The sequence below is a fragment of the Microbacterium sp. UFMG61 genome (genome assembly GCF_015354505.1).
Taxonomy (GTDB): domain Bacteria; phylum Actinomycetota; class Actinomycetes; order Actinomycetales; family Microbacteriaceae; genus Microbacterium.
Map to the genome: position 1 here is coordinate 181,799 of NZ_JACAFP010000002.1, position 21,487 is coordinate 203,285.

Below are 21,487 nucleotides of genomic sequence, written 5' to 3' on the forward strand. Positions count from 1 at the left end.
CGAGCCTCACGGGAAGTCGAGGTCAGCCCTTGACCGAGCCGATCAGAGCGCCCTTGACGAAGTAGCGCTGCACGAAGGGGTACACGAGCAGCATCGGCAGGGTGGCGACGAAGATGACGGCCATCCGCACCGACTGAGCGGGCGGCACGACCTCGACGGCCGCGCCGTCGGCGTTCATGCCGCTGGCCACGATCACGATCTGGCGGAGCAGCACCTGCATCGGCCACAGTTCGGAGCTGTTGATGTAGAGGATCGCGCTCTGGTAGGTGTTCCAGTAGTAGACGGCGTAGAAGAGCCCGATGGTCGCGATCGAGGCCAGCGAGAGCGGCAGCACGATGCGCCAGAACACGCCGAGCTCGCTGCATCCGTCGATGCGCGCCGCCTCTTCGAGGCTCTCCGGGATGCCCTGGAAGAAGCTGCGCATGATCACGAAGTTGAACGCGTTGATCGCCACAGGGACGATCAACGACCAGAGCGAGTCGATCAGGCCGAGGTTCTTCACGACGATGAACGTCGGGATCATGCCGCCCGAGAACAGCATCGTGAACAGCACCAGGAAGTTGATCACCCGCCGGCCCTTCAGGTGCTTCTTCGACAGCGCGTACGCCATGAACGCCGTCAGGATCAGGCTGATGAGCGTGCCGCCGATCGTGACGATGGCGGAGACCCCGAGGGCGCGGAAGATCGTCGGGGTCGAGAGGATGTACCGATATGCGTCGAGGCTGAAGGTCTCGGGCCACAGGATGAACGGCCGCGTCGCGAGCTCACCCGGTGTCGCCAGCGAACTCGCCAGCACGTTCACGAAGGGCAGCAGGCAGGCCAGCGCGAACGCCGTGAGGATCACGGCGTTGACCACCATGAAGACGCGGCGGCCGGGCGTGACCGAGCGGCGCTTGCGTGCGGCCTCGCGGACGCGGATCGGAACGGTGGCGTCGTCGACGCGGGGCAGGGTGCTGGTCATGACGGACTCCGAGGGGTGACGGGTCGCACCGCGAACAGTGCGGCCGAGGCGAGGAAGAGGAAGGCGACCGGATACAGCACGAACTGCGTGCCGAACAGGCAGGCGAGTCCCGCGACGAGGAAGCACAGGCCGGTCGCACGGCGGCGGGGACGCAGGCGGGCGAAGAAGAAGCCGATCGCGGTGCACAGCGCCACCACGATGAATGAGAACCCGAACCACGCGGCCATGGTGTTGAGCACGACGTGGGCGTCGGCATCAGCCAGGTCGAGGCCTGCCGCACGGAGTGCGGGCACGATCGTCGATCGGAGGGTCGCGTCGTCGCTTCGGGTGATCACCAGCGCGAAGCCGCCCTGCAGCACGGCGGATGCGGCCATGCCGATGCCGGCGACGATGAGCTCGGCTCGGCGCCGGAACGGAGGGATCATGGTCTCGGTCCCGCGTACCGCCGCGGCCGTCATCGTGCGAGCTCCACGGTGTCGTCGACGAGCAGGTCGGGACCGACCACTCCGTCGAGGCGCAGACCCGAGATGCGCAGGCCGGTGGCGAACTGCGCGTGGATCCCCGCTGCGGCCATGGCCGGAACCCCGTCGGCCATCGCCGGGACGGCGGGTTCGGCATCCGGGGCGAACGAGATGCTCACGTGATCGAGCGAGACGTCGTCGAGCGGCGCTTCCGGCAGGCCGGAGATGAAAGCGGCGCACGACTGCACGTTGGTCGCGGTGATGTGCGACAGATGGATGCCGCGGAACCGCGGCGTGCCCGCGTCGACCGGCTGCGGCGTGCGATCCGACACGATCGGCAGTTTGCCGTCGGGTCCGCAGAAGTAGAAGGGGTTGATGACCAGCGGGCACATGACCTGGTCCATCACGATGTTCGACACCCGCACGTCGGCGACGGTGCCGCCGCGGCCCCGCCGCGACTTGATGCGAATGCCGCGGTCGGTGCCCTGGAAGACGCAGTTCGAGATGACGACGCCGCGCACGCCGCCCGACATCTCGCTGCCGATCACGACGCCGCCGTGCCCGTGGATCATCGTGCAGTTCGTGATCGCGATGTTCTCGCACGGCACACGATCGGGTGATCCCTCGCTGCCCGCTTTGATCGCGATGCAGTCGTCGCCCACGTCGATGTGGCAGTCGCTGATGCGCACGTTCCGACACGACTCGGGGTCGATGCCGTCGGTGTTGGGGGAGTCGGGCGGGTTGATGATGCGGATGCCCGTGATCCGCACGTCGTCGCTGAGCAGCGGATGCACGGTCCAGGCGGGGGAGTCCCGCAGCGTCACACCCGCGATCTCGACCCGTGAGCATCCGTGCAGGCCGATGAGGGTGGGACGCGGGTGCGCCAGAGCCCCGGCACGGAACGCGGCCCACCACCATGCGCCGCCGCCGTCGATCTCGCCACGGCCGGTGATCGCGACGTCGACTTCATCGTCGGCATAGATGCACGGGGAGTGGATGGTCGTCGCGGCGCCCTCCCAGCGCGCGGCGACCGGCGGGTAGAGGGCGGGGTCGGCCACGAATCGCAGCACGGCCCCCGCCTCGAGGTGAAGCTCCACCCGGGAACGCAGGCGCAGGGCACCGGTCTCGTGCACACCGGGAGTGATGCTCACACGGCCGCCACCCGCGGCGGCTGCCCGATCGATGGCCTCCTGAAGCGCGCGCGTGGTGCGCACGACACTGCTCTCGCTGCTCTGCACCTGCGTTCCGTTCATGTCACTTGCTCTCGGCGTACGAGGCGGTGAACTCCTCGATCATCGTGTCGAGTCCCTGGCCGCCGAGCTTGTCGATCGCGGCCTCGTAGCCGTCCATGTCGATCTGGCCGACCATGTACTTGTTGTACGCGTCGTTCGCGGCCTGCTGGATCGTCGACCAGCTCTGGTCGAACGCCGCCGAAGACAGGGGCTGCGTCGGATCGACGATGGCGAACTCGGCGTTCTCGGCGATCTTCTCGTTGCCCTCGTCGACGTAGGGTGCGGAGCTCTTGAACGTCGTGACGATGTCAGACGGACGCGACGAGTTGTAGGGCTGAACGTCCTGCTCCCACTTGGCCTGATCGGTGATCGAGACGACGCCGTCGCCGTCGACCGAGTAGTGCTCGCCCTCGATGCCGTTCGTCATCAGTGCGAACGCCTCTTCGTCGAGCAGCTTGTCGATGAAGGCGAGGATCGACCTCAGCTCCGTCTCGTCCTTGACCTGTGTGGTCGACAGCGCCAGCCATCCGCCGAAGCCGCCGCCCGTGTCGGAGAGGGTGCGACGCGGCACGTCTTCGAAGGTCATGTCGTTGACGAGGGCCCAGGCCATGGGCGTGTTCGGGTCGGCGCTCAGGGCGAGGTTCATGTAGTTCTTCGCCTCGAACAGACCCGTCACGACGATTCCGCCCTTGCCCTGTGCGATCGCGTCCTGCTGATTCTGCTTCTGCATCGTCACGAACTCGCCGTTCACCGCACCCTGTTCATACAGGCCGCGATACCACTCCATCGCCTGCTTGAACTCGTCGGTCTGGAAGGACGGGACGACCTCGTCGTCATCCGTGACCGTCCAGTTGTTCCCTGCGCCGAAGTGGCCGGCCAGCGACTTGAAGCCGAGCTTGAAGCTCTCGAGCCGGTCGATGAAGCCGGTGGTGTCGTTCTGGCCGTTGCCGTCGGGATCCTGGGTCGCGAACGCCACCGCGACCTCGCTGAGCTCCTCGATGGTGTGCGGCGTCTCGAGGCCGAGGTTGTCGAGCCAGTCCTGGCGGATCAGCACTCCGTAGCGGGCCTTCGGCTTCTGGAAGGGCACGCCGTACAGGTGGCCGTCGACGCGGGCCGAGGCGATGGTCTGCTCGTCGATCTGCGACAGATTGGGGTACTCCTCCAGGTACTTCTCGACGTCCCAGAACTGACCGGATTTGAGCGCCTGGCGCACCGAGGTGTTGGTGGTGTTCGTGATCGAGGTGATGTCGGCGAGCGTGTCAGAGGCGAGCGCCGCGTTGATCTTCTCGTCCTTCGACGCGTCGGGCACCCACTGGAAGTTGAGCTCCGTGCCGGTGTACTCCTCGAGCGCGGTCTGGATCGGACCGTCCGACTCCGGCGTCGTGGGGGTATGGAGCATCGTCATCCAGGTGACGCTCTCGGCGGGCTTGGCATCGCCTCCGCCGCCTCCCGTCGCTTCGCCCGACGAGCCGCACGCGGTGAGCGCGAGCGCTGCGACGGTGACGAAAGCTGCGGCGATTCCGAGCCTCGAGTGATTCCTCATTGTGATCTTCCTCTCGCAAGGTGCAGACGGGCCGGCGAGGTCTCGCGCGGCGTGGGTGGTGAGGTCGGTGTCTCTTCGGCGGCGAGCCGGCCGAAGACGGTGCGGGTGACGGCGCCGATCGCGGCGGCGGGGATGCCGATGCCGAAGAGCACGAGGATCGGCAGAGCGAAGGAGGCGAGCAGCCACACGACCGCGACGACGGCGGCGGTGGCGACGATCGTCCAGTGCAGCGATCCGAGACCGATCAGCAGCGCGGCAGCGATCTGACGGTGGATGCCGCGGATGTCGGTGGCCGCCATCACCGGGAACACGTACGCGGCGATGATGCCGATCACGACGAGCGCCACGACGTTGACGAACTGCAGCAGCCAGCTGGCGCCGGTGAAGATGTTCGTGACGACGATCGCACTGGCGGCGAGGAGGATGCCGCCCATCGCTGTGGTCGGCCAGTAGTGCGCGCGCATGTGCCCGATGAACGCGGCCGTGACAGGAGGGGTCTCGCCCCGTCGGAACCAGCCGTCGATGTACGCGGCGACCGCGTAGGAGGCGGGTCCGATGCCGAACACGACGAGTCCGAGCGCGGTTGCGGCGACCCAGAGGAGGTTCAGGTACGCCACCCGGTAGACGGCCCGGAGGAACAGGTTCAGGCGCATGAACGCCTCGTACGAGAACATCAGTACACGCCCTCCTCGCCGAGCTTCTTGGCGAGCTTGTTGGCGCCGATCACGAGGATGAGTCCCACGAGGCCCTTGAACAGGCCGACGGCGGTCGCGTAGCTGAGCTGGCCGTTCTGGATGCCGGCGGTGTACACGTAGGTGTCGAAGATCTCGCCGACCTCGCGGTTGAGCGAGTTCAGCATCAGGAACATGTGCTCGAATCCGAGTTCGAGGAAGTCGCCGATCGCGAGGATGAACATCACGATGATCGTCGGGCGGATCGCCGGGAGCGTGATGTGCCAGGTCTGCAGCCAGCGCCCGGCGCCGTCGAGCTCTGCAGCCTCGTAGAGCTCCATGTCGACGCCGGTCATCGCCGCGAGGTAGATGATCGTGCCCCAGCCGGCGGTCTTCCAGATCTCCTGGATCGTGTACAGCGGTCGAAGCCAGTCGGGATCGGTCAGGAACGGCACCGACTGCATGCCCCAGGACTCCAGCAGCCTGTTGATGCTGCCGCCGTCGGTGGTGAGCAGCACGTAGAAGAGCGAGACGACGATGACCCACGACATGAAGTGCGGCAGATAGATGACCGTCTGGATGCTGCGCTGGAACAGCTTCGAGCGCAGTTCGTTGAGCAGCAGCGCGAGGATGATCGGCACCGGGAACGCGAAGATGAGCAGGAGCAGCGAGATGGTCACCGTGTTCACCAGCAGCATCACGAACGTGCTCTCGCTGAAGAACCGGATGAAGTGCTCGAAACCGACCCAGGGGCTGCCCGCGATGCCACGGAACGGCGAGTAGTCCTGGAAAGCGATGACCAGGCCGCCCATCGGCACGTACTTGAAGACGATGAAGTACGCGATGCCGGGGATGGCCATGAGATAGAGGGCCCGCTGGCGCCAGATGCTCTGCCACCACGGGCGTTTCCGGTACGTGGCTGGTGCGTGCCCTGCCGTCGCGTCAACGCTCACCATCGGTGCGCCTTCCTGTTCTCGTCATCGAGGTCGGGTGGGGGAGAACGAGAGAGAAAGCGTTTCCCCGAGTAACCGGTTTCCCGAGATTAGCATGGGAGGCGGGAGTCGACAACAGGCAGTTCCACCCGATCGTGCAGCCGCGTTCGCGGGCGCGCTTCGTCGAGCAACAGCCTGCGGGAAGGGGCCCGGGCTCAGGCCCTGACGGAGCCGGGGCTCAGGCCTGACGGGCCGGCGTTCAGGCCCTGACGGGGCCGGTGCTCGCGCGAACGACGACCTTCGGCGTGAAGGTCGCGGACGCGACGGGTTCGCCCCCGGTCAGCAGGGCGTGCATCGCGCCCCAGGCCAGGCGTCCGATCTCGGCGGCCGGCACGGTCGCCGTCGTGAGTGGGGGCGTGGTGTACGCCGCGAAAGGGATGTCGTCGAAGCCGGCGATGGAGAGATCCTCGGGCACCCGCAGACCCCGGGTCGTCACCGCCGACAGCAGCCCCATCGCGACCAGGTCGTTGAATGCCAGCACAGCGGTCGCGCGGCTCTCGATGACGGCGTCGGCTGCCGCGGCGCCGCTGTCGAAGTCGACGCCCGCGGGGATCTCGACGAACTCGAGGTCGCCGAGGCGTTGCGCATCGGCGATCGCCCGCCCTCGGGCCGCGCCCGATGCGCTGGCCACGACTCCCGAGAGGAAGGCGATGCGCCGATGCCCGAGCTCGCGCAGGTGCGCGATCAGCTCGGTCATGGCGGCCCCGTAGTCGGCGGCCACGGTCGGCACATCAGCCTGCGGCGGGCGGTTGATCACGACGGCGGGCGCGACCGTCGGCAGCAGTGCGGAAAGATCGCTCTGCGGCAGGCGGGGGGCGCAGAGGATCACTCCGTCGGTGCGACGCCGAGTGGTCGTGGCGAGTGTGACCTCATCGCCGACCTGCTCAGCGGTGTCCGAGATGAGCACGTGGTATCCGTCGGCCGCAGCCGCACGGCTGAGGCCGTGCAGGATGGCCTGGAATGTGGGGTTCGCGAGATCGGGGATCATGACCGACACCGTCTGCGTCTGCCCGAGCACGAGGCTGCGAGCGAGGGGGTTGGCCGTATAGCCGAGCTCGGCTGCCGCGGCACGCACTCGTTCGACGAGAACCGGGTCGACGGTCGGGTTGCCGTTCATCGCGCGCGAGACCGTCGAGAGCGAGACCCCGGCGAGCTTCGCGACGTCGGTGATGCCTGCACGGGTGGAGCGTGTCATCAGGATCCCCTCTTCCGCGAATGACGGCGGATGTGGTCATATGTGAGAAAACGTTTGCTAGGAGTTCGCATGGTCGGGTCGCATAAGGATCGTATCGAGAAGCAGGACAGAGTCGCCGGAGTGCGCCGGGGTGCCGGGGCGCCGATCCTGATGACTTCTCACGAGGCGGTGTCGTGGTACCTCGAGGGGGTGCGCACGCATGTGTCGCTGGCGGGCCCGCCGGTGCTGGCGGTGCGGGCGGATTCCGACGGCGACACGCTTTTCGTGGCGGACAACGAGGCGGATCGACTCATCGCGGAGGAATTGCTGCCGTCTGACGTGGATCGCATCGTGCGGGTGCCGTGGTGGACTCCGCCGGCGGTCGCAGCGGCGGAGGACCCGGGGTCGGCATCGGCTGTCGGTGAGGCGGCGGTGGCCGCAGATCTCCGTGCGGTCCGGGCGCCGATGCTGCCGGCAGAGACCTCCCGCTACCGCTCGCTCGGTCGCGACGTCGCCCACACCCTGACGGATGCCGTGGAGAGCGGCATCGGGCCGGAGAGCAGCGAGTGGGACGCGGCATCCGTCGTCGCGAGCGGGCTCGTGTCGCGCGGCATCGATCCGCTGGTGGTGCTGGTGACGGGCGCGGCACGGGTGTCGTATCGGCATCCGCTGCCCACTGACGCGCGGCTGGGCCAGCGGGCCATGATCGTGGTGTGCGGGCGCAGGGACGGCCTGATCGCGAACGCCACGCGCTGGATCGGCGAGGGCGTCGACGACGAGCCGATTCTCGCCGTGGAGCGCGCGTTCCTCGACGCCTCGGTGCCCGGAGTCCGACTCGACGAGGCGTTCGCCGCCGGATGCGCCGCCTACGAGCGCTTCGGCTTCGACTCCCGGGAATGGCAGCGGCACCACCAGGGCGGGCCGGCAGGGTACGCCGGGCGGGACCCGCGTGCCACCGCATCCACCCACGATCTTCTGGTCGAGAATCAGGCGTTCGCCTGGAACCCGTCCGCGCCCGGGCTCAAGGTCGAGGACACCATGCTGCGCACCGCCGACGGCTGGGAGGTGCTCACGGTCGATGACCGCTGGCCCTCTGTCGAGTACGCGGGTCTGCGGCGCCCCGTCACGCGCGGGTATTGATCACGCGCGGGTACGGAGTCCCGAGCGAAGGACGGCACCGGGATGGGCCCGGTCAGACGGCGAAAGCGGCCCCGACTTCGCTGAACAGGGCGCCCGAGCGGGCGGCCCGCTCGACGGTCTCTCCGATGCCGGCGATCGTGGCCAGCGGTGCCTCCCGGTCGACGAGCATGGTGATCTCGGATGCGGGTACGAGTTTCGGCCGCGGGGCGCGGCGCACGGCCTCGAGCACGGTCATGAATGCTCCGGCCTCGACCAACGGCGCCGACAGCGGGATGGCGTGCTCGCGGTGGTCGAGCAGCTGCTCGACGAGATCGGTTCGGCCGGTGTGCACGACCCGTCCATCCGGGTAGGTCAGGTCGTCGGATGTGTACGCGAACAGCACGTCGGCGTCGCTCGTTCGCACCTCGATCAGCGGGGCCGTCTGCTCGGGGCTCGCGAGCGTCAGGGCTGCAGTGACACGACGTCCGTCTCGCAGGGTGACCCGAACGCTCGAGGTGTCGTCCGCCTCGATCTGGTTGGCGCGGAACAGCTCGAGCTCGATGCGCTCGACGTCTTCGCGACGGCGCGCTCCCGCGATGCGCAGTGCCGTGGCCACGGCGTGCGCGAGCGGGTTGGTGATGACGCCGTCGACGATGGGGATGCCGTCGAGCAGGCGCTTGCCTGCCCATGCCGAACGCGACCAGTATGCAGTGTCTCGCGACCAGGTCGCCCAGGTCGCGACAGAGATCGGCAGGCCGAGGGCGGCGAGATCGTCGAGGGCGTGCGATCCGAAGCTCTGGAAGCCGATCTGCACGCTGCGCCCTGCGGCCTGCTCGGCGGCGAGCAGTTCGAGGAACTGCGACATCGTCGCGACGGGGGGCTTCTCGAGGTAGACGTCGGCACCGGCGGCGAGCGCCGCGAGCGCGAGGGAGTGGTGGGTGCCGGTCGGGGTCGCGATGATCACGACGTCGGGGCGCACGCCGGCGGCGAGGGCGGCATCCAGGCTCGGGTATGCGGGAGCATCCGATCCGAATCCTTCCGCAGGCGCCCCTGCGGGGTCGGCGACGGCGACGAGTCGTGCGCGGTCGGACAGTCTCTCGAGGTTGCGCAGGTGCGAGGCGCCGAATCCGCGAGCGCCGACGAGCAGTACGTCATGGATCATCGTGTCTGCCTTCCAGGTGTTCTGCCATCGTAGCGGAAAGCGTTTACCGAGGGAAGGTCGAGCGGACATGCGGGTGGGCAGCCGGTGAGCGTCAGGGACGATCAGCCTCCGGTCGAGCGCCGCACGATCACCTCGGGGGGGAACACGGTCTGCCGGGGGATGCTCTCGGGGTCGGCTGCCTCTTCGAGCACGATGCGCAGGGCGGTGCGGCCGATCATGCGGCTGGGCTGACGGATAGACGACAGCGGCACGGCGGCGGCCGCCGCGAACGGGTTGTCGTCGAAGCCGATCAGCGCGATCTCGTCGGGCACGAGCACGCGTCCGCCCGAGACGAGAGACTGCAGCAGCCCGAGGGCCAGGAGGTCGTTGGCGGCGAAGAGGGCGTCCGGCCACTCGCGGCGCGGTCGGGTGAGCAGTCGTGTCCCCGCGGCGACACCCTCTTCGACGGTCATGGCCGAGGTCGGGACGACCTCGAGATCGACGTGCACGGCTGCGTTCTCGGCCGCCGCACGCGCGCCGGCGAGGCGGTCGGTGACCTGACGGATGTCGAACGGGCCGCCGACGAACGCGATGCGACGGCGCCCGCCCTCGATCAGGTGCTCGAGCGCCAGCCGTCCTCCGGCGACGCTGTCGACGGAGACGGATGAGAAGCCGCTGTCGGCGCTGAATCGGTCGACGAGCACGGTGGCGATGCCGCTCGCGCGGAACCGGCGCAGCTGCGTCATCACGTCGCCGTAGGGGGCGATGAGCAGGCCGCGCACCTGCTGCTCGCGGAACAGGTCGAGATAGACCTTCTCGCGGGAGGGGTCTTCATCGGTGTTGCCGTAGAGGATCGCGATGCCGTGACTCGACGCCTCGTCCTCAGCGCCGCGCACCACGTCGTTGTAGAAGGGATTCTGGCCGTCGAGCACGACGAATCCGACGGTCGTGCTGACCCCCGCGCGCAGCTTGCGGGCCGCGTCGTTGCGCACGTAGCCGAGCTCGTCGATCGCCTTCGTCACGCGTTCGACCGAGTCACTGGAGACCTCATCGGGGCGGTTCAGGACGTTCGAGACGGTGCCCACCGAGACGCCGGCGAGGACGGCGACATCGCGGATGCTGACCGGCATTCTGCTGTCCTCTCGTCGTCGGGCGGATCACGCTTCGGCATCAGGGGTTGACCTGGGACCGGCATCACATACACTAGCCTGAAACGAGCTTGAATCGATTCAGGTAAGTTCATTCCGATCATCATCCCCCTCAACGGAGAGGAAAGCCAGTGGTAGACGCAGCCTCCGCCCGCAGCGCTCCCCCCACCGCTCTCGAGCTTCATCGGGTCGTCAAGTCCTTCGGACCCGTCGTCGCCCTCCGCTCGGGCAGCCTCACGCTCCGCTCGGGGTCGATCCACGCCCTCATCGGCGAGAACGGCGCGGGCAAGTCGACGCTCGTGAAGATCATGGCCGGGCTCTACCGTCGTGACTCGGGCGACTTCCGCCTGCACGGCGAGGATGTCGACTTCACCAGCACTGCCCAGTCGAAGGGCGCGGGCATCGCGGTCATCTACCAGGAGCCGACGCTGTTCCCCGACCTGTCGGTGACCGAGAACATCTTCATGGGCCGTCAGCCCACCGGATTCCTCGGACGCATCGACCGCAAGGCCATGCGCACCGAGGTCGACCGGATCTTCCGCCGTCTGGGCGTCGCACTCGACCCCGACCGCATCACTGAGGGCCTGTCGATCGCCGACCAGCAGATCATCGAGATCGCGAAGGCGATCTCCCTCGATGCGAGCGTGCTGATCATGGACGAGCCGACCGCCGCACTCAGCGGCGTCGAGGTCGACCGCCTGTTCGCCGTCGCGCGGAGCCTGCGCGACGAGGGGCGCGCGATCCTCTTCATCTCCCACCGCTTCGACGAGGTCTTCGATCTGTGCGACACGGTCACCGTCATGCGCGACGGCGCCTACATCGACACCACGCCCATCGCCGAGACCACGGTCGACGACCTGGTGCGGCAGATGGTGGGCCGCGACGTCACCGAACTGTTCCCGAAGCAGGAGGCCTCGATCGGCGAGCCGCTGCTCGAGGTCACGCAGCTCACCCGCCCCGGCGTCTTCCATGACATCTCCTTCACGGTGCGCGCGGGTGAGATCGTCGCCCTGGCCGGGCTCGTCGGAGCCGGGCGATCCGAAGTCGCCCGCGCGGTCTTCGGCGTCGACCCGTACTACGAGGGGGAGGTGCGGATGCTGGGAGCAGCCGTCGCCCGCCGCAACCCCACCGCCGCCATGCGCAGCGGACTCGCGCTCGTGCCCGAGGACCGGCGCAAGCAGGGTCTCGTCATCGACGCGGGCGTCGGGGGGAACATCACCCTCGCGATCCGTCGACGCCTCGCGAAGTGGGGGCTCATCACCAGCGGCATCGAGAACCGTGCCGCGAAGGAGTGGGCATCCCGCCTCGAGGTCAAGACCCACGCGCTCGACACCGTGGCATCCACGCTCTCGGGAGGCAACCAGCAGAAGGTCGTGCTGGCCAAGTGGCTGGCCACCGACCCGCGCGTGCTGATCATCGACGAGCCGACCCGAGGCATCGACGTCGGCACCAAGTCCGAGGTGCACCGTCTCCTCTCGCAGCTCGCCGGCGAGGGCATGGGGATCCTGATGATCTCGTCCGAGCTGCCCGAGGTCCTCGGAATGGCAGACCGCGTGCTCGTGATGCGCGAAGGCCGCATCACCGCCGAGATCTCCCGGGCCGAGGCCACCAGCGAGAACGTGATGTTCGCCGCCACCCATTCATCGGAGCTGCACGCATGAGCGCCACCACCATCGCCCCCGCGCCCGCCGCGGCCAAGAAGTCGTTCGGCGGCGTCGGTCGCGCGCGCGAGTTCGGCATCCTCGCCGCCCTCGTGCTCGTCGTGATCGCCGCGACCGTGAAGAACCCGAACTTCCTGTTCAGCGCCGACGGCTGGCGCGACCTGCTGCTGACGCCGTCGATCCTCATGCTGGTCGCGGTCGGTCAGGCCATCGTCATCATCACGCGCAACGTCGACCTCTCCGTCGGATCCGTCATGGGACTCACCGCGTATCTCACCGGTCGGCTGTTCGTCGACGTCCCCGGCATCCCGATCGTCGTCGTCGTGATCGCGGCCGTGCTGCTCGGTGCGTTCCTGGGCCTCGTCAACGGCGCGCTGGTCGCGTTCGCGAAGGTGCCGGCCATGGTGATCACCCTCGGCACCCTGTATGCCTACCGCGGCATCAACGTGCTGTGGACCGGCAGCGATCGCATCAACGCCTCCGACATGCCCAAGGACTTCCTCGGCCTCGGCACACAGCAGATCCTGTTCATCCCCGTGCTGTCGATCATCGCGGTGATCGTGCTCGCGCTCGCCGCCTGGTATCTGCGCAACACCCGCGGCGGCCGCGAGTACTACGCGATCGGATCCGACCCCTCGGCCGCGGAGCTCTACGGCCTCAAGGTCACCCGCCGCGTGCTCTCGGCGTTCATCCTCTCCGGTGCGCTCGCAGGGCTCGCCGGTGTGTTCTACGCCGCGAGGTACGGGTCGATCAGCTCGCAGGCCGGCAGCGGCTGGGAGCTGGATGCGGTCGGCGCGGCCGTCATCGGCGGCATCGCGATCACCGGCGGCGTCGGCACGGTCTGGGGTGCCGCGATCGGCGCGATGCTGCTGATGACCATCAACCGCGCACTGCCCATTCTCGGCATCCCGGACTTCTGGCAGCGTGCCGTCGTCGGCGTGCTCATCATCGGGGCCATCGTGCTCGACCGGGTGCTCGCGGTCAGACAGAGACGCCAGCTCATCGAGGCGAGGGACGAATCATGACCACGACAACGACGACCACGTCGACGCGCATCATCCGCGACTACGACCGTCCGCTCTGGCGACGCGTCTTCATCAACCGCGAGTTCGCGATCATCGCGCTGCTCGTGCTCGTGACGATCGTCGCCGCAGTCACCATCCGCGGGTTCGCGCAGCCGATCACCGCGAACTACCTGCTGCTCGACGTCGCGCCGATCCTGCTGATCGCCCTGCCCATGACCCTCGTCATGATCACGGGGGAGATCGACCTCTCGGTCGGCTCCATGGTCGGTCTCGCCAGTGTGGTCACGGGTGTGCTCACCGAATCCGGTGCGCCGTTCGAGGTCGCGGCCCTCGCCGCGCTGCTCGTCGGTGTTGTCGGGGGAGCGTTCAACGGATTCCTCGTGACGGTCGTCGGTCTGCCGTCGCTCGCCGTCACCATCGGCACGCTCGCCCTCTTCCGCGGTCTTGCCGTGGGTCTGCTCGGCACCACCGCCGTCACCGACTTCCCCGAGACGTGGACGGCTCTCGCGAAGGCGAAGATCGCGGGCACGACGATCCCGTACATCGTGATCCCGTTCCTGATCCTGCTCGTGCTGTTCGTCGTGCTGCTGCACTTCACGCCGTTCGGTCGGGGCGTGTTCGCGATCGGACTCTCGAAGGACGCCGCACGGTTCTCGGGCGTGAACGTCGAGCGCACGAAGTTCATCCTGTTCGTGCTCTCGGGTGTCGTCGCCGCCTTCGCCGGCATCTTCTACACGCTGCGCTTCGGCAGCGCCCGAGGCGACAACGCCACCGGGCTCGAGCTGCAGGTCATCGCAGCGGTCGTGCTCGGCGGAGTATCGGTCTTCGGCGGCCGAGGTCACCTGCACGGCGTCGTCGCGGCCGTGCTGCTCATCGGAGTGCTCGGCAGCAGCCTGCGCCTCGCCGGCGTCACCTCCGACGTCATCAACATCATCACGGGCGGTCTGCTGATCTTCTCGGTCGTCGCAGCCAGCATCCTCGCCTGGGCGCAGCGTGTGCGTGCCAAGGCAGGTCCGCCCCTCCGCGTCGCACCCTCTCCCGCACCATGAAGCAGTCTCTCGCCGACGGCGCCCGCCAGCGGTGATCATCACGAAAGGAAGAACAATGATGTTTGCACGCAAGAAGATCGCGGGGTTCGCGGCCGTGGCCGTGGCCGCCGCGCTCGTACTGACCGGCTGTGCCGACACGAGCGGCGGCTCGGGTGGCTCCGGCTCCGGCGGTGACGGCGGATCCGACAACCTCGCGATCACGTTCCTGCCCAAGAACCTCGGCAACCCGTACTTCGACACCTCGAGCGAGGGCGGCAAGACCGCCGTCGACGAGTTCGGCGGCACGTTCGCCGAGGTCGGCCCGGCCGAGGCCACGCCTGACGCTCAGGTCAGCTACATCAACACCGCGACGCAGCAGGCCGTCGGTGCGCTGGTCGTCTCGGCCAACGACCCGAAGGCGATCTGCGACGCGCTGAACGAGGCGCGAGACGCCGGCGTCAAGGTCGTCACCTTCGACTCCGACACCAATCCCGAGTGCCGCGACCTGTTCATCAACCAGGCCGACTCCGAGGGAATCGCCAAGGTGCAGGTCGACCTGATCGCCGACCAGATCGGCGGAGCCGGCGAGGTCGCGATCCTGTCGGCATCCGCCAACGCGACCAACCAGAACGCCTGGATCGACCTGATGAAGGAGTACGTCGCGAGCGACTACCCCGACATCACCATCGTCGAGACCGTCTACGGTGACGACGACGACCAGACCTCGTTCGACAAGACCGCCGCTCTGCTGCAGAGCCACCCGAACCTGAAGGGCATCATCTCGCCCACGACGGTCGGCATCGCCGCTGCGGCGCGCTACGTGTCGACCTCGGACTACAAGGGCAAGGTCGCGATCACCGGTCTCGGTACGCCGAACCAGATGCGCGAGTACGTCGAGGACGGCACCGTCACGGCTTTCGCGCTGTGGAACCCGGCCGACCTCGGCTACCTGGCGGCGTTCGCGGCCAAGGCTCTGATCGAGGGCGACATCGCCGGCGACGAGGGCGACACCTTCGAGGCCGGCGAGCTCGGCGAGTACGAGGTCGGCGCTGACGGCGTCGTGCTGCTCGGCGACCCGTTCGAGTTCAACGCCGACAACATCGGCGACTTCGACTTCTGAGTCGCCTCGTGAGGGGGCGTCGGGCTTCGGCCCGGCGCCCCTTTCGCATGCCCCGGCCCGCCGTGCGGCCCGGTACGGACGGCTGGAGAGAGTACGGATGGATGACGAGAAAGGGTGTTCTCGTCATCCATCCGTGATTCGGTCAGCCAACTGTGCCGGCAGCGGCGCAAGCGAAAGCAGGGCCGAGGGTGCGGGCGGCGGTGCGGGTCAGCGCGGGTCGAAGAGCTCCGGCTCGTGGGTCGCGGCGACGAGAGAGCGCAACTCCTCGAGCGTCGACGGCGCAGCGCCCAGGGCGCGCGCCTGCACGAGCACGTTGCCGAGAGCCGTCGCCTCGACAGGTCCCGCGAGCACGGGCAGCCCGGTGCGATCTGCCGTCGCCTGGCACAGCAGGCGGTTCAACGAGCCGCCACCCACCAGGTGGATGCTGTCGAGTTCGCGTCCCGACAGATCGGAGGCCGTCTGCACCGCATCCGCGAACGCTGTCGCGATCGACTCGACGATCGCGCGGGTGAACGCCGGGCGCGTCGTAGGAGCATCCGCACCGAGAAGCGCCGCGATGCGCGCCGGCATGTCGCCCGGGGCGCTGAGGCTCGGATCGTTCGCATCGAAGAGCGGCACGTCGGCGTCGACCGCCGATGCCGCGGCCAGCAGCTCGGGCAGGTCGATCGCCGAGCCGTCCTCCGCCTCCCACGCGCGCACGGTCTCGCTGAGCAGCCAGAGTCCCGTGACGTTGTGCAGGAAGCGGTAGCGGCCGTCGACGCCCAGCTCGTGCGTGAAGTTCGCCTCGCGCGCGGCAGTCGTCAGCACCGGCTCGGTCAGCTCGACGCCGACGAGCCCCCACGTGCCGCACGAGATGTAGGCGGAGTGCGGCGTCGAGAGGGGAGCAGCGACGACGGCGGAGGCCGTGTCGTGAGAGCCGACCGCGATCACGGGCAGGGCCTTGCCGATGCGTTCCACGAGCTCGGCCCGCAGCGCGCCGACCGTCTCGCCCGGGTCGACGAGAGACGGCAGGATGCTCGACGGGATGCCGAGACGATCCGCCAGCTCGGTGTCCCACTCGCCGGATTCGACGCCCAAGAGGCCGGTCGTCGACGCGTTCGTGCGCTCGGCCACTGCGGCACCCGTGAGCAGGAACGCGATGAGATCCGGGATCAGCAGGGCGGTGTCGGCGTCGGCGAGACGGGTGTCGACACGGTACTGGTACAGCGTGTTGAACGGCAGGAACTGCAGTCCGTTGCGCTGATACAGCTCTGCGAACGGAGCGATCGCATGCACCTCGGAAACCCCGCGCACGGTGCGGTCGTCTCGGTAGTGGAACGGCTCGGCGAGAAGCTCGCCGTCACTGAGCAGGCCGTAGTCGACGGCCCACGAATCGATGCCGATGCTCTCGATGCCGGGCTCTCGCCGCACCGCCTCGGCGAGCCCCGCGACGACGTGCTCGTAGAGAGCGCCGAAGTCCCAGTGCAGGCCGTCCTCGCGCTCGACGGGCCCGTTGGGGAACCGCGAGACGAGCTCGAGGTCGAGCCGGCCGTCGCCGATCCGCCCGATCATGACGCGACCGCTGGTCGCCCCGAGGTCGACGGCGGCGACGGACCGGACCGTCATCGCAGGAACGCCGCGGCGACGCCGGAGTCGACCGGGATGTGAAGGCCCGTCGTGCGGCTGAGCTCGGGACCGGTGAGCACGTACACGGCATCCGCCACGTTCTCGGGAACGACCTCGCGCTTGAGGATGGTGCGGTTGGCGTAGAACTGGCCGAGGTCCTCTTCGGCGACGCCGTAGGTCGCGGCGCGGTTCGCACCCCAGCCCGAGGCGAAGATGCCCGAGCCGCGCACGACGCCGTCGGGGTTGATGCCGTTGACGCGGATGCCGAACTCGCCGAGCTCGACGGCCAGCAGCCGGACCTGGTGCGCCTGATCGGCTTTCGTCGCCGAGTAGGCGATGTTGTTCGGGCCCGCGAAGACCGAGTTCTTCGACGAGATGTAGATGATGTCGCCGCCGAGCTTCTGGTCGATCAGCACGCGTGCTGCGGCCTTCGACACGAGGAACGAGCCCTTGGCCATGACGTCGTGCTGGAGGTCCCAGTCCTTCTCGGTGGTCTCGAGCAGCGGCTTCGACAGCGAGAGGCCGGCGTTGTTGACGACGAGGTCGACACCACCGAAGGCGAGCACGGCGTCGTTCAGCGCGGCCTGGATGGCATCCGCATCGGCGACGTTCGCCGCGACGCCGATCGCGACGTCGGTGCTCCCGAGCTCGGCGGCAGCGGCCTGGGCCTTCTCGAGGTCGAGGTCGGCGATGACGACGCAGGCGCCCTCGGCAGCGAGACGGGTGGCGATGGCCTTGCCGATTCCCGATGCGGCGCCGGTGACGAACGCGATGCGCCCCTGATGGGACTTCGGCTTCGGCATGCGCTGCAACTTGGCCTCTTCGAGCGCCCAATACTCGATGTTGAACTTCTCGGCATCGGAGATGGGGGAGTAGGTCGACAGAGCCTCGGCGCCGCGCATCACGTTGATCGCGTTGACGTAGAACTCACCGGCGACGCGGGCGGTCTGCTTGTTCGCACCGTACGAGAACATCCCGATGCCGGGCACGAGCACGATGAGCGGGTCGGCGCCGCGGATCGCGGGCGACTCGCTCGTCGCGTGCGCGTCGTAGTAGGCCTGGTAGTCGGCGCGGTACTCGGTGTGCAGCTCGTGCAGCCGGGCGATCTGCTCGTCGGCGGAGGCCGTGACGGGCAGGTCGAGGATCAGCGGCTTGACCTTCGTGCGCAGGAAATGGTCGGGGCAGCTGGTGCCGAGAGCCGCGAGCTCGGGTGCACGCTCGGAGGCGAGGAAGTCGAGCACGACGTCGGAGTCGGTGAAGTGGCCGACCATCGGCTTGTCGGTCGACGCGATGCCGCGGATGGTGCCGGCGAGGGCTGCGGCGCGCTCGCGGCGCTCGGACTCGGGGAGGGCCTCGAAGCCGGAGCGGACGCCGCCGAACGGGTCCGCCTTGCCGTTCGCCTCGATGTAGTCGGCAGCGGTGTCGATGATCCAGAGGGAGTTGGCCTCGGCCTCCTCCGACGTGTCGCCCCAGGCAGTGATGCCGTGGCCACCGAGGATGCAGCCGATGGCCTGCGGGTTCTTCGCCTTGATCGCGGCGATGTCGAGCCCGAGCTGGAAGCCGGGGCGACGCCACGGCACCCAGACGACCTTCTCACCGAAGATCTTCGCCGTCAGGGCTTCGCCGTCGGCGGCGGTCGCGATCGCGATGCCCGAGTCGGGGTGCAGGTGGTCGACGTGTGCGGCGTCGACGAGTCCGTGCATCGCGGTGTCGATCGACGGAGCGGCGCCACCCTTGCCGTGCAGGCAGTAGTCGAACGCCGCGACCATCTCGTCTTCGCGGTCAAGACCCGGGTAGACGTCGACGAGTGCGCGCATGCGGTCGAGACGCAGCACCGCGAGACCCTGCTCCTTCAGGGTGCCCAGGTCGCCACCCGAGCCCTTGACCCACAGCAGTTCGACAGGCTGCCCCGTGACGGGGTCGGTCTCGGTCCCCTTGGCCGAGGTGTTGCCACCGGCGTAGTTGGTGTTCTTGGGATCGGCGCCCAGGCGGTTCGACCGCTCGATGAGGGCGGCGGCGGTGGGGTTGGTCATGGCTGTTCCTTGTTCTCGGGAGAAGTGGCGAGGATGCGGCGGGCGAAGCGGTCGATCGATGCTGTCGCCGCCGCGAGATCAGGCTTGTTGAGGTGACCGTGGCGGGTGCCCGGCTCGGTGGAGATGTCGAGGTCGATGCCCGCGTCACGCAGTGAGGCGCCGAAGGCCTCACCCGAGACGCGCAGCTCGTCGATCTCGTCGTTGATCATGATCGTGGCGGGGAAGTTGCGCAGCTCGTCGACGGATGCCGTGCCGGGCACCGCATAGACGTCGGCGTCGTCGACAGGCCCGCCCAGGTAGTTCTCGTACATGACGCGCACGGGGTCGGGCCCGAAGGTGTCGGCCTCCGGATCCGCGTCGAGAGCGGAACGGAGCGCGGCATCCGGCCCACCCTGCACCGCGTGCAGCGTCGGGTAGGCGAGCACCGCGAGCGCCGGGACGGGACCCGAGCCGTGGCTGAGACGGAGTGCGGCGCCGGTGGCGAGGTTGCCGCCGGCGCTCGCTCCGCCGATCGACCACGGGCCGTCGGCGAGACCGGAATCGACGGCCCAGCGGAAGGCGTGCTCGACCTCGTCGGAGGCGACGGGGTAGTGGACGCCGTCACGCTCGGGCGCGTCGGCGGCGGCAGCCCAGGTGCGGGGGAACGGCGCGAGTGCATAGTCGACCGACACGACGACGATGCCACGGTCGGCGAAGCTCCGCGCGACCCAGTCGGCTTCGGGCATGTCGATCTCGCCTGCGGCGAACCCACCGCCGTGCGCCCACACGAGTCCGGGTCCCGCGGGGTTATCCGGCGTGTACACGCGCACACGCAGCGCACCGTGCGGCCCGTCGAGCACCTCGTCGCTCACAGCATCCGTCCTTCTGTCGTTCGATGGGGCGTCGGGATGCGGGGATCGGCTCCCGCATCCCGACGGGTCTGGGTGTCGGAGCGAGGGTCAGGCGCCCCAGCCGGCCTGCACGCCGCCGACGCGCTCGGCGGCGATCTTCTGCTGGTATCCCGACTCTGCGTAGGCCTTCATCGGGTCGGCCGGCAGGCCGCGGCTCTCGCGCCACTCGGCGAGCGCCGGGCGCACGTCGGTGTAGAAGGCATCCATGAAGACGGCGTTCGCGGCGAGCACGTCGCCCGACTTCTGGGCTTCGGTCAGGGCGTCGCGGTCGACGATCAGCGCACGCGCCGTCATCTCCTGCACATTGAGCACCGAGCGGATCTGGCCGGGGATCTTGTCTTCGACGTTGTGGCACTGGTCGAGCATGAACGCCACGTCGGGGTTGTTCAGGCCGCCGCCGCGGACGACCTCGAACAGGATGCGGAACAGCTGGAACGGGTCTGCCGCGCCGACGATCAGGTCGTCATCGGCATAGAAGCGCGAGTTGAAGTCGAACGAGCCGAGCTTGCCGAGGCGCAGCAGCTGCATGACGATGAACTCGATGTTGGTGCCGGGGGCGTGGTGACCCGTGTCGAGGCACACCATCGCCTTGTCGCCGAGCGCCGACACCTGGGCGTACGACGTACCCCAATCGGGAACATCGGTGTGGTAGAACGCCGGCTCGAAGAACTTGTACTCGAGCACGAGGCGCTGGTCGTCGCCGAGGCGGGCGTAGATCTTCTGCAGCGACTCCTGCAGGCGGTCCTGGCGGCCACGCAGGTCGGCCTGCCCCGGATAGTTCGACCCCTCTGCGAGCCAGATCTTCAGGTCGCGGCTGCCCGTGGCATCCATCACGTCGATGCACGCGAGGTGGTGGTCGATCGCCTTCTGGCGGATCGCCGCGTCCTCGTGCGTGAGGGCGCCGAACTTGTAGTCGTCGTCCTGGAACGTGTTCGAGTTGATCGTGCCGAGGGTGACGCCGAGGTCTTCGGCGTGCTTGCGCAGGTCGGAGTACGAGTCGACGAGGTCCCACGGGATGTGCAGCGCGACCGACGGGGCGAGTGCGGTGTAGGTGTTGACCTGCGCGGCGTCGGCGATCTTCTCCCACGGATCGCGGGGGGTGCCGGGGGTGCCGAACACCTTGAAGCGGGTGCCGGAGTTGCCGAACGCCCAGCTGGGGAGCTCGATGCCCTGCTGCTCGAGAGCGGCGAGGTTGTCGGACGAGAGGATGCTCATGAGGCGCTGCCTTCGGTGTCGTTGCGGTTGTCTGTGTCGGATGCTGCGGAGCCGCCGGCGTCGGCGAGCTGGTCTTCGAGGTGGAACACCTCGGTGAGTGTGGTGGCCGCCTGGTCGGGACGCCCGTCGAGGCCGACGAAGAAGCGGCCCATCTCGGCCTCCCAGCGGGCAGCCACGGGGGACGCGGCGAGATACGCCTGGGCGGCCGCGTCGTCGTCGACCTCGTAGTAGCCGAACAGCGTGCCGCCCTCGGCGAGGAACAGCGAGTAATTGCGGCGACCGGCTGCGGCGATCTCGGCCAGCATCTCGGGCCACACGGGCGAGTGACGGGCGAGGTATTCGTCGAGCAGTTCAGGACGCACCTGCAACTGGAACGCGACGCGGGTCATGATGGTTCTCTCTTCATCGAGTGGATTTTGAATCGTTTCATTCAATGGTGTCAACATTAGACAGAGGTCGGCGCCGTGT

General features: G+C 68.3%; 19 protein-coding genes. 5 read left to right on the forward strand and 14 right to left on the reverse strand.

The genetic code is table 11. From position 1 onward, the window contains the following. Positions 1-22 precede the first annotated feature (22 nt). The 7 genes from IXW21_RS02760 to IXW21_RS02790 all read right to left on the reverse strand — a co-directional run bounded on the left by IXW21_RS02760 (position 23) and on the right by IXW21_RS02790 (position 7,055). On the reverse strand, positions 23-961 hold the full coding sequence (locus IXW21_RS02760) for a carbohydrate ABC transporter permease (protein WP_194762731.1): 939 nt from the start codon (positions 959-961) through the stop codon (positions 23-25). Beyond that, complete coding sequence (locus tag IXW21_RS02765; protein WP_194762732.1) at positions 958-1,419, reverse strand: hypothetical protein; 462 nt, start codon at positions 1,417-1,419, stop codon at positions 958-960. The genes IXW21_RS02760 and IXW21_RS02765 overlap by 4 nt, the downstream gene beginning before the upstream one ends. After that, positions 1,416-2,675 carry a glycoside hydrolase family 28 protein gene (locus IXW21_RS02770; RefSeq protein ID WP_194762733.1) on the reverse strand — a complete coding sequence of 420 codons (1,260 nt, stop codon included), beginning with the start codon at positions 2,673-2,675 and terminating at the stop codon, positions 1,416-1,418. Before IXW21_RS02770 ends, IXW21_RS02765 begins: the two co-directional genes overlap by 4 nt. A gap of 1 nt (position 2,676) precedes the next feature. Beyond that, positions 2,677-4,197, reverse strand: a complete 1,521-nt coding sequence (locus IXW21_RS02775) for an extracellular solute-binding protein (protein WP_194762734.1) — start codon at positions 4,195-4,197, stop codon at positions 2,677-2,679. After that, a complete protein-coding gene (locus IXW21_RS02780) occupies positions 4,194-4,871 on the reverse strand; it encodes a YesL family protein (protein WP_194762735.1) in 678 nt (225 codons plus the stop codon). Before IXW21_RS02780 ends, IXW21_RS02775 begins: the two co-directional genes overlap by 4 nt. Then, the gene (locus IXW21_RS02785) at positions 4,871-5,824 is read right to left on the reverse strand and encodes an ABC transporter permease (protein WP_194762736.1); all 954 of its coding nucleotides are present in this window, start codon (positions 5,822-5,824) and stop codon (positions 4,871-4,873) included. The genes IXW21_RS02780 and IXW21_RS02785 overlap by 1 nt, the downstream gene beginning before the upstream one ends. Positions 5,825-6,059: 235 nt before the next feature. After that, entirely contained in the window at positions 6,060-7,055 is a 996-nt protein-coding gene (locus IXW21_RS02790; RefSeq protein WP_194762737.1) for a LacI family DNA-binding transcriptional regulator, read from the reverse strand. 69 nt (positions 7,056-7,124) lie between these two features. Here IXW21_RS02790 and IXW21_RS02795 point away from each other — a divergent pair, with 69 nt between their 5' ends. Beyond that, on the forward strand, positions 7,125-8,174 hold the full coding sequence (locus tag IXW21_RS02795; protein ID WP_228528102.1) for a M24 family metallopeptidase: 1,050 nt from the start codon (positions 7,125-7,127) through the stop codon (positions 8,172-8,174). A gap of 52 nt (positions 8,175-8,226) precedes the next feature. Here IXW21_RS02795 and IXW21_RS02800 read toward each other — a convergent pair whose 3' ends face one another. Together IXW21_RS02800 and IXW21_RS02805 are read right to left on the reverse strand one after the other, a co-directional pair. After that, positions 8,227-9,315, reverse strand: a complete 1,089-nt coding sequence (locus IXW21_RS02800) for a Gfo/Idh/MocA family protein (protein ID WP_194762738.1) — start codon at positions 9,313-9,315, stop codon at positions 8,227-8,229. 101 nt (positions 9,316-9,416) lie between these two features. Further along, positions 9,417-10,424, reverse strand: coding sequence for a LacI family DNA-binding transcriptional regulator (locus IXW21_RS02805; RefSeq protein ID WP_194762739.1), 1,008 nt, complete (start codon positions 10,422-10,424; stop codon positions 9,417-9,419). A gap of 149 nt (positions 10,425-10,573) precedes the next feature. Between IXW21_RS02805 and IXW21_RS02810 the strand changes: the two genes are divergently transcribed. From IXW21_RS02810 to rhaS, 4 genes are read left to right on the forward strand one after another with little or no spacing between them, the layout of a single operon-like run. Next, positions 10,574-12,103: a sugar ABC transporter ATP-binding protein gene (locus tag IXW21_RS02810; RefSeq protein WP_194762740.1), complete on the forward strand. Its 1,530-nt coding sequence runs from the start codon at positions 10,574-10,576 to the stop codon at positions 12,101-12,103. After that, the gene (locus IXW21_RS02815; RefSeq protein WP_194762741.1) at positions 12,100-13,128 is read left to right on the forward strand and encodes an ABC transporter permease; all 1,029 of its coding nucleotides are present in this window, start codon (positions 12,100-12,102) and stop codon (positions 13,126-13,128) included. The genes IXW21_RS02810 and IXW21_RS02815 overlap by 4 nt, the downstream gene beginning before the upstream one ends. Continuing rightward, positions 13,125-14,177 (forward strand): ABC transporter permease, encoded by a 1,053-nt coding sequence (locus IXW21_RS02820; RefSeq protein WP_194762742.1) that lies wholly within the window; start codon positions 13,125-13,127, stop codon positions 14,175-14,177. The genes IXW21_RS02815 and IXW21_RS02820 overlap by 4 nt, the downstream gene beginning before the upstream one ends. A gap of 55 nt (positions 14,178-14,232) precedes the next feature. Continuing rightward, complete coding sequence (gene rhaS / locus IXW21_RS02825; RefSeq protein WP_194762743.1) at positions 14,233-15,276, forward strand: rhamnose ABC transporter substrate-binding protein; 1,044 nt, start codon at positions 14,233-14,235, stop codon at positions 15,274-15,276. Positions 15,277-15,483: 207 nt separating this feature from the next. Here the strand turns inward: rhaS and IXW21_RS02830 are convergent, their stop codons facing one another. From IXW21_RS02830 to IXW21_RS02850, 5 genes are all read right to left on the reverse strand, one after another. Then, entirely contained in the window at positions 15,484-16,881 is a 1,398-nt protein-coding gene (locus IXW21_RS02830; RefSeq protein ID WP_194762744.1) for a rhamnulokinase, read from the reverse strand. Continuing rightward, complete coding sequence (locus IXW21_RS02835) at positions 16,878-18,914, reverse strand: bifunctional aldolase/short-chain dehydrogenase (RefSeq protein ID WP_194762745.1); 2,037 nt, start codon at positions 18,912-18,914, stop codon at positions 16,878-16,880. Before IXW21_RS02835 ends, IXW21_RS02830 begins: the two co-directional genes overlap by 4 nt. Beyond that, positions 18,911-19,765, reverse strand: a complete 855-nt coding sequence (locus IXW21_RS02840) for an alpha/beta hydrolase (protein ID WP_194762746.1) — start codon at positions 19,763-19,765, stop codon at positions 18,911-18,913. The genes IXW21_RS02835 and IXW21_RS02840 overlap by 4 nt, the downstream gene beginning before the upstream one ends. A gap of 87 nt (positions 19,766-19,852) precedes the next feature. Beyond that, positions 19,853-21,019 carry an L-rhamnose isomerase gene (gene rhaI, locus IXW21_RS02845; RefSeq protein WP_194762747.1) on the reverse strand — a complete coding sequence of 389 codons (1,167 nt, stop codon included), beginning with the start codon at positions 21,017-21,019 and terminating at the stop codon, positions 19,853-19,855. Continuing rightward, on the reverse strand, positions 21,016-21,408 hold the full coding sequence (locus tag IXW21_RS02850) for an L-rhamnose mutarotase (RefSeq protein WP_194762748.1): 393 nt from the start codon (positions 21,406-21,408) through the stop codon (positions 21,016-21,018). The genes rhaI and IXW21_RS02850 overlap by 4 nt, the downstream gene beginning before the upstream one ends. Positions 21,409-21,487: the final 79 nt, after the last annotated feature.

Coding starts and splice junctions, on each gene's coding strand:
- IXW21_RS02830 (WP_194762744.1), bottom strand. CDS start 16,881: ATGACGGTCCGGTCCGTCGCCGCCGTCGACCTCGGGGCGACCAGCGGT.
- IXW21_RS02770 (WP_194762733.1), bottom strand. CDS start 2,675: ATGAACGGAACGCAGGTGCAGAGCAGCGAGAGCAGTGTCGTGCGCACC.
- rhaS (WP_194762743.1), top strand. CDS start 14,233: ATGATGTTTGCACGCAAGAAGATCGCGGGGTTCGCGGCCGTGGCCGTG.
- IXW21_RS02820 (WP_194762742.1), top strand. CDS start 13,125: ATGACCACGACAACGACGACCACGTCGACGCGCATCATCCGCGACTAC.
- IXW21_RS02805 (WP_194762739.1), bottom strand. CDS start 10,424: ATGCCGGTCAGCATCCGCGATGTCGCCGTCCTCGCCGGCGTCTCGGTG.
- rhaI (WP_194762747.1), bottom strand. CDS start 21,019: ATGAGCATCCTCTCGTCCGACAACCTCGCCGCTCTCGAGCAGCAGGGC.
- IXW21_RS02780 (WP_194762735.1), bottom strand. CDS start 4,871: ATGTTCTCGTACGAGGCGTTCATGCGCCTGAACCTGTTCCTCCGGGCC.
- IXW21_RS02765 (WP_194762732.1), bottom strand. CDS start 1,419: ATGACGGCCGCGGCGGTACGCGGGACCGAGACCATGATCCCTCCGTTC.
- IXW21_RS02775 (WP_194762734.1), bottom strand. CDS start 4,197: ATGAGGAATCACTCGAGGCTCGGAATCGCCGCAGCTTTCGTCACCGTC.
- IXW21_RS02800 (WP_194762738.1), bottom strand. CDS start 9,315: ATGATCCATGACGTACTGCTCGTCGGCGCTCGCGGATTCGGCGCCTCG.
- IXW21_RS02790 (WP_194762737.1), bottom strand. CDS start 7,055: ATGACACGCTCCACCCGTGCAGGCATCACCGACGTCGCGAAGCTCGCC.
- IXW21_RS02835 (WP_194762745.1), bottom strand. CDS start 18,914: ATGACCAACCCCACCGCCGCCGCCCTCATCGAGCGGTCGAACCGCCTG.
- IXW21_RS02795 (WP_228528102.1), top strand. CDS start 7,125: ATGGTCGGGTCGCATAAGGATCGTATCGAGAAGCAGGACAGAGTCGCC.
- IXW21_RS02850 (WP_194762748.1), bottom strand. CDS start 21,408: ATGACCCGCGTCGCGTTCCAGTTGCAGGTGCGTCCTGAACTGCTCGAC.
- IXW21_RS02760 (WP_194762731.1), bottom strand. CDS start 961: ATGACCAGCACCCTGCCCCGCGTCGACGACGCCACCGTTCCGATCCGC.
- IXW21_RS02785 (WP_194762736.1), bottom strand. CDS start 5,824: ATGGTGAGCGTTGACGCGACGGCAGGGCACGCACCAGCCACGTACCGG.
- IXW21_RS02815 (WP_194762741.1), top strand. CDS start 12,100: ATGAGCGCCACCACCATCGCCCCCGCGCCCGCCGCGGCCAAGAAGTCG.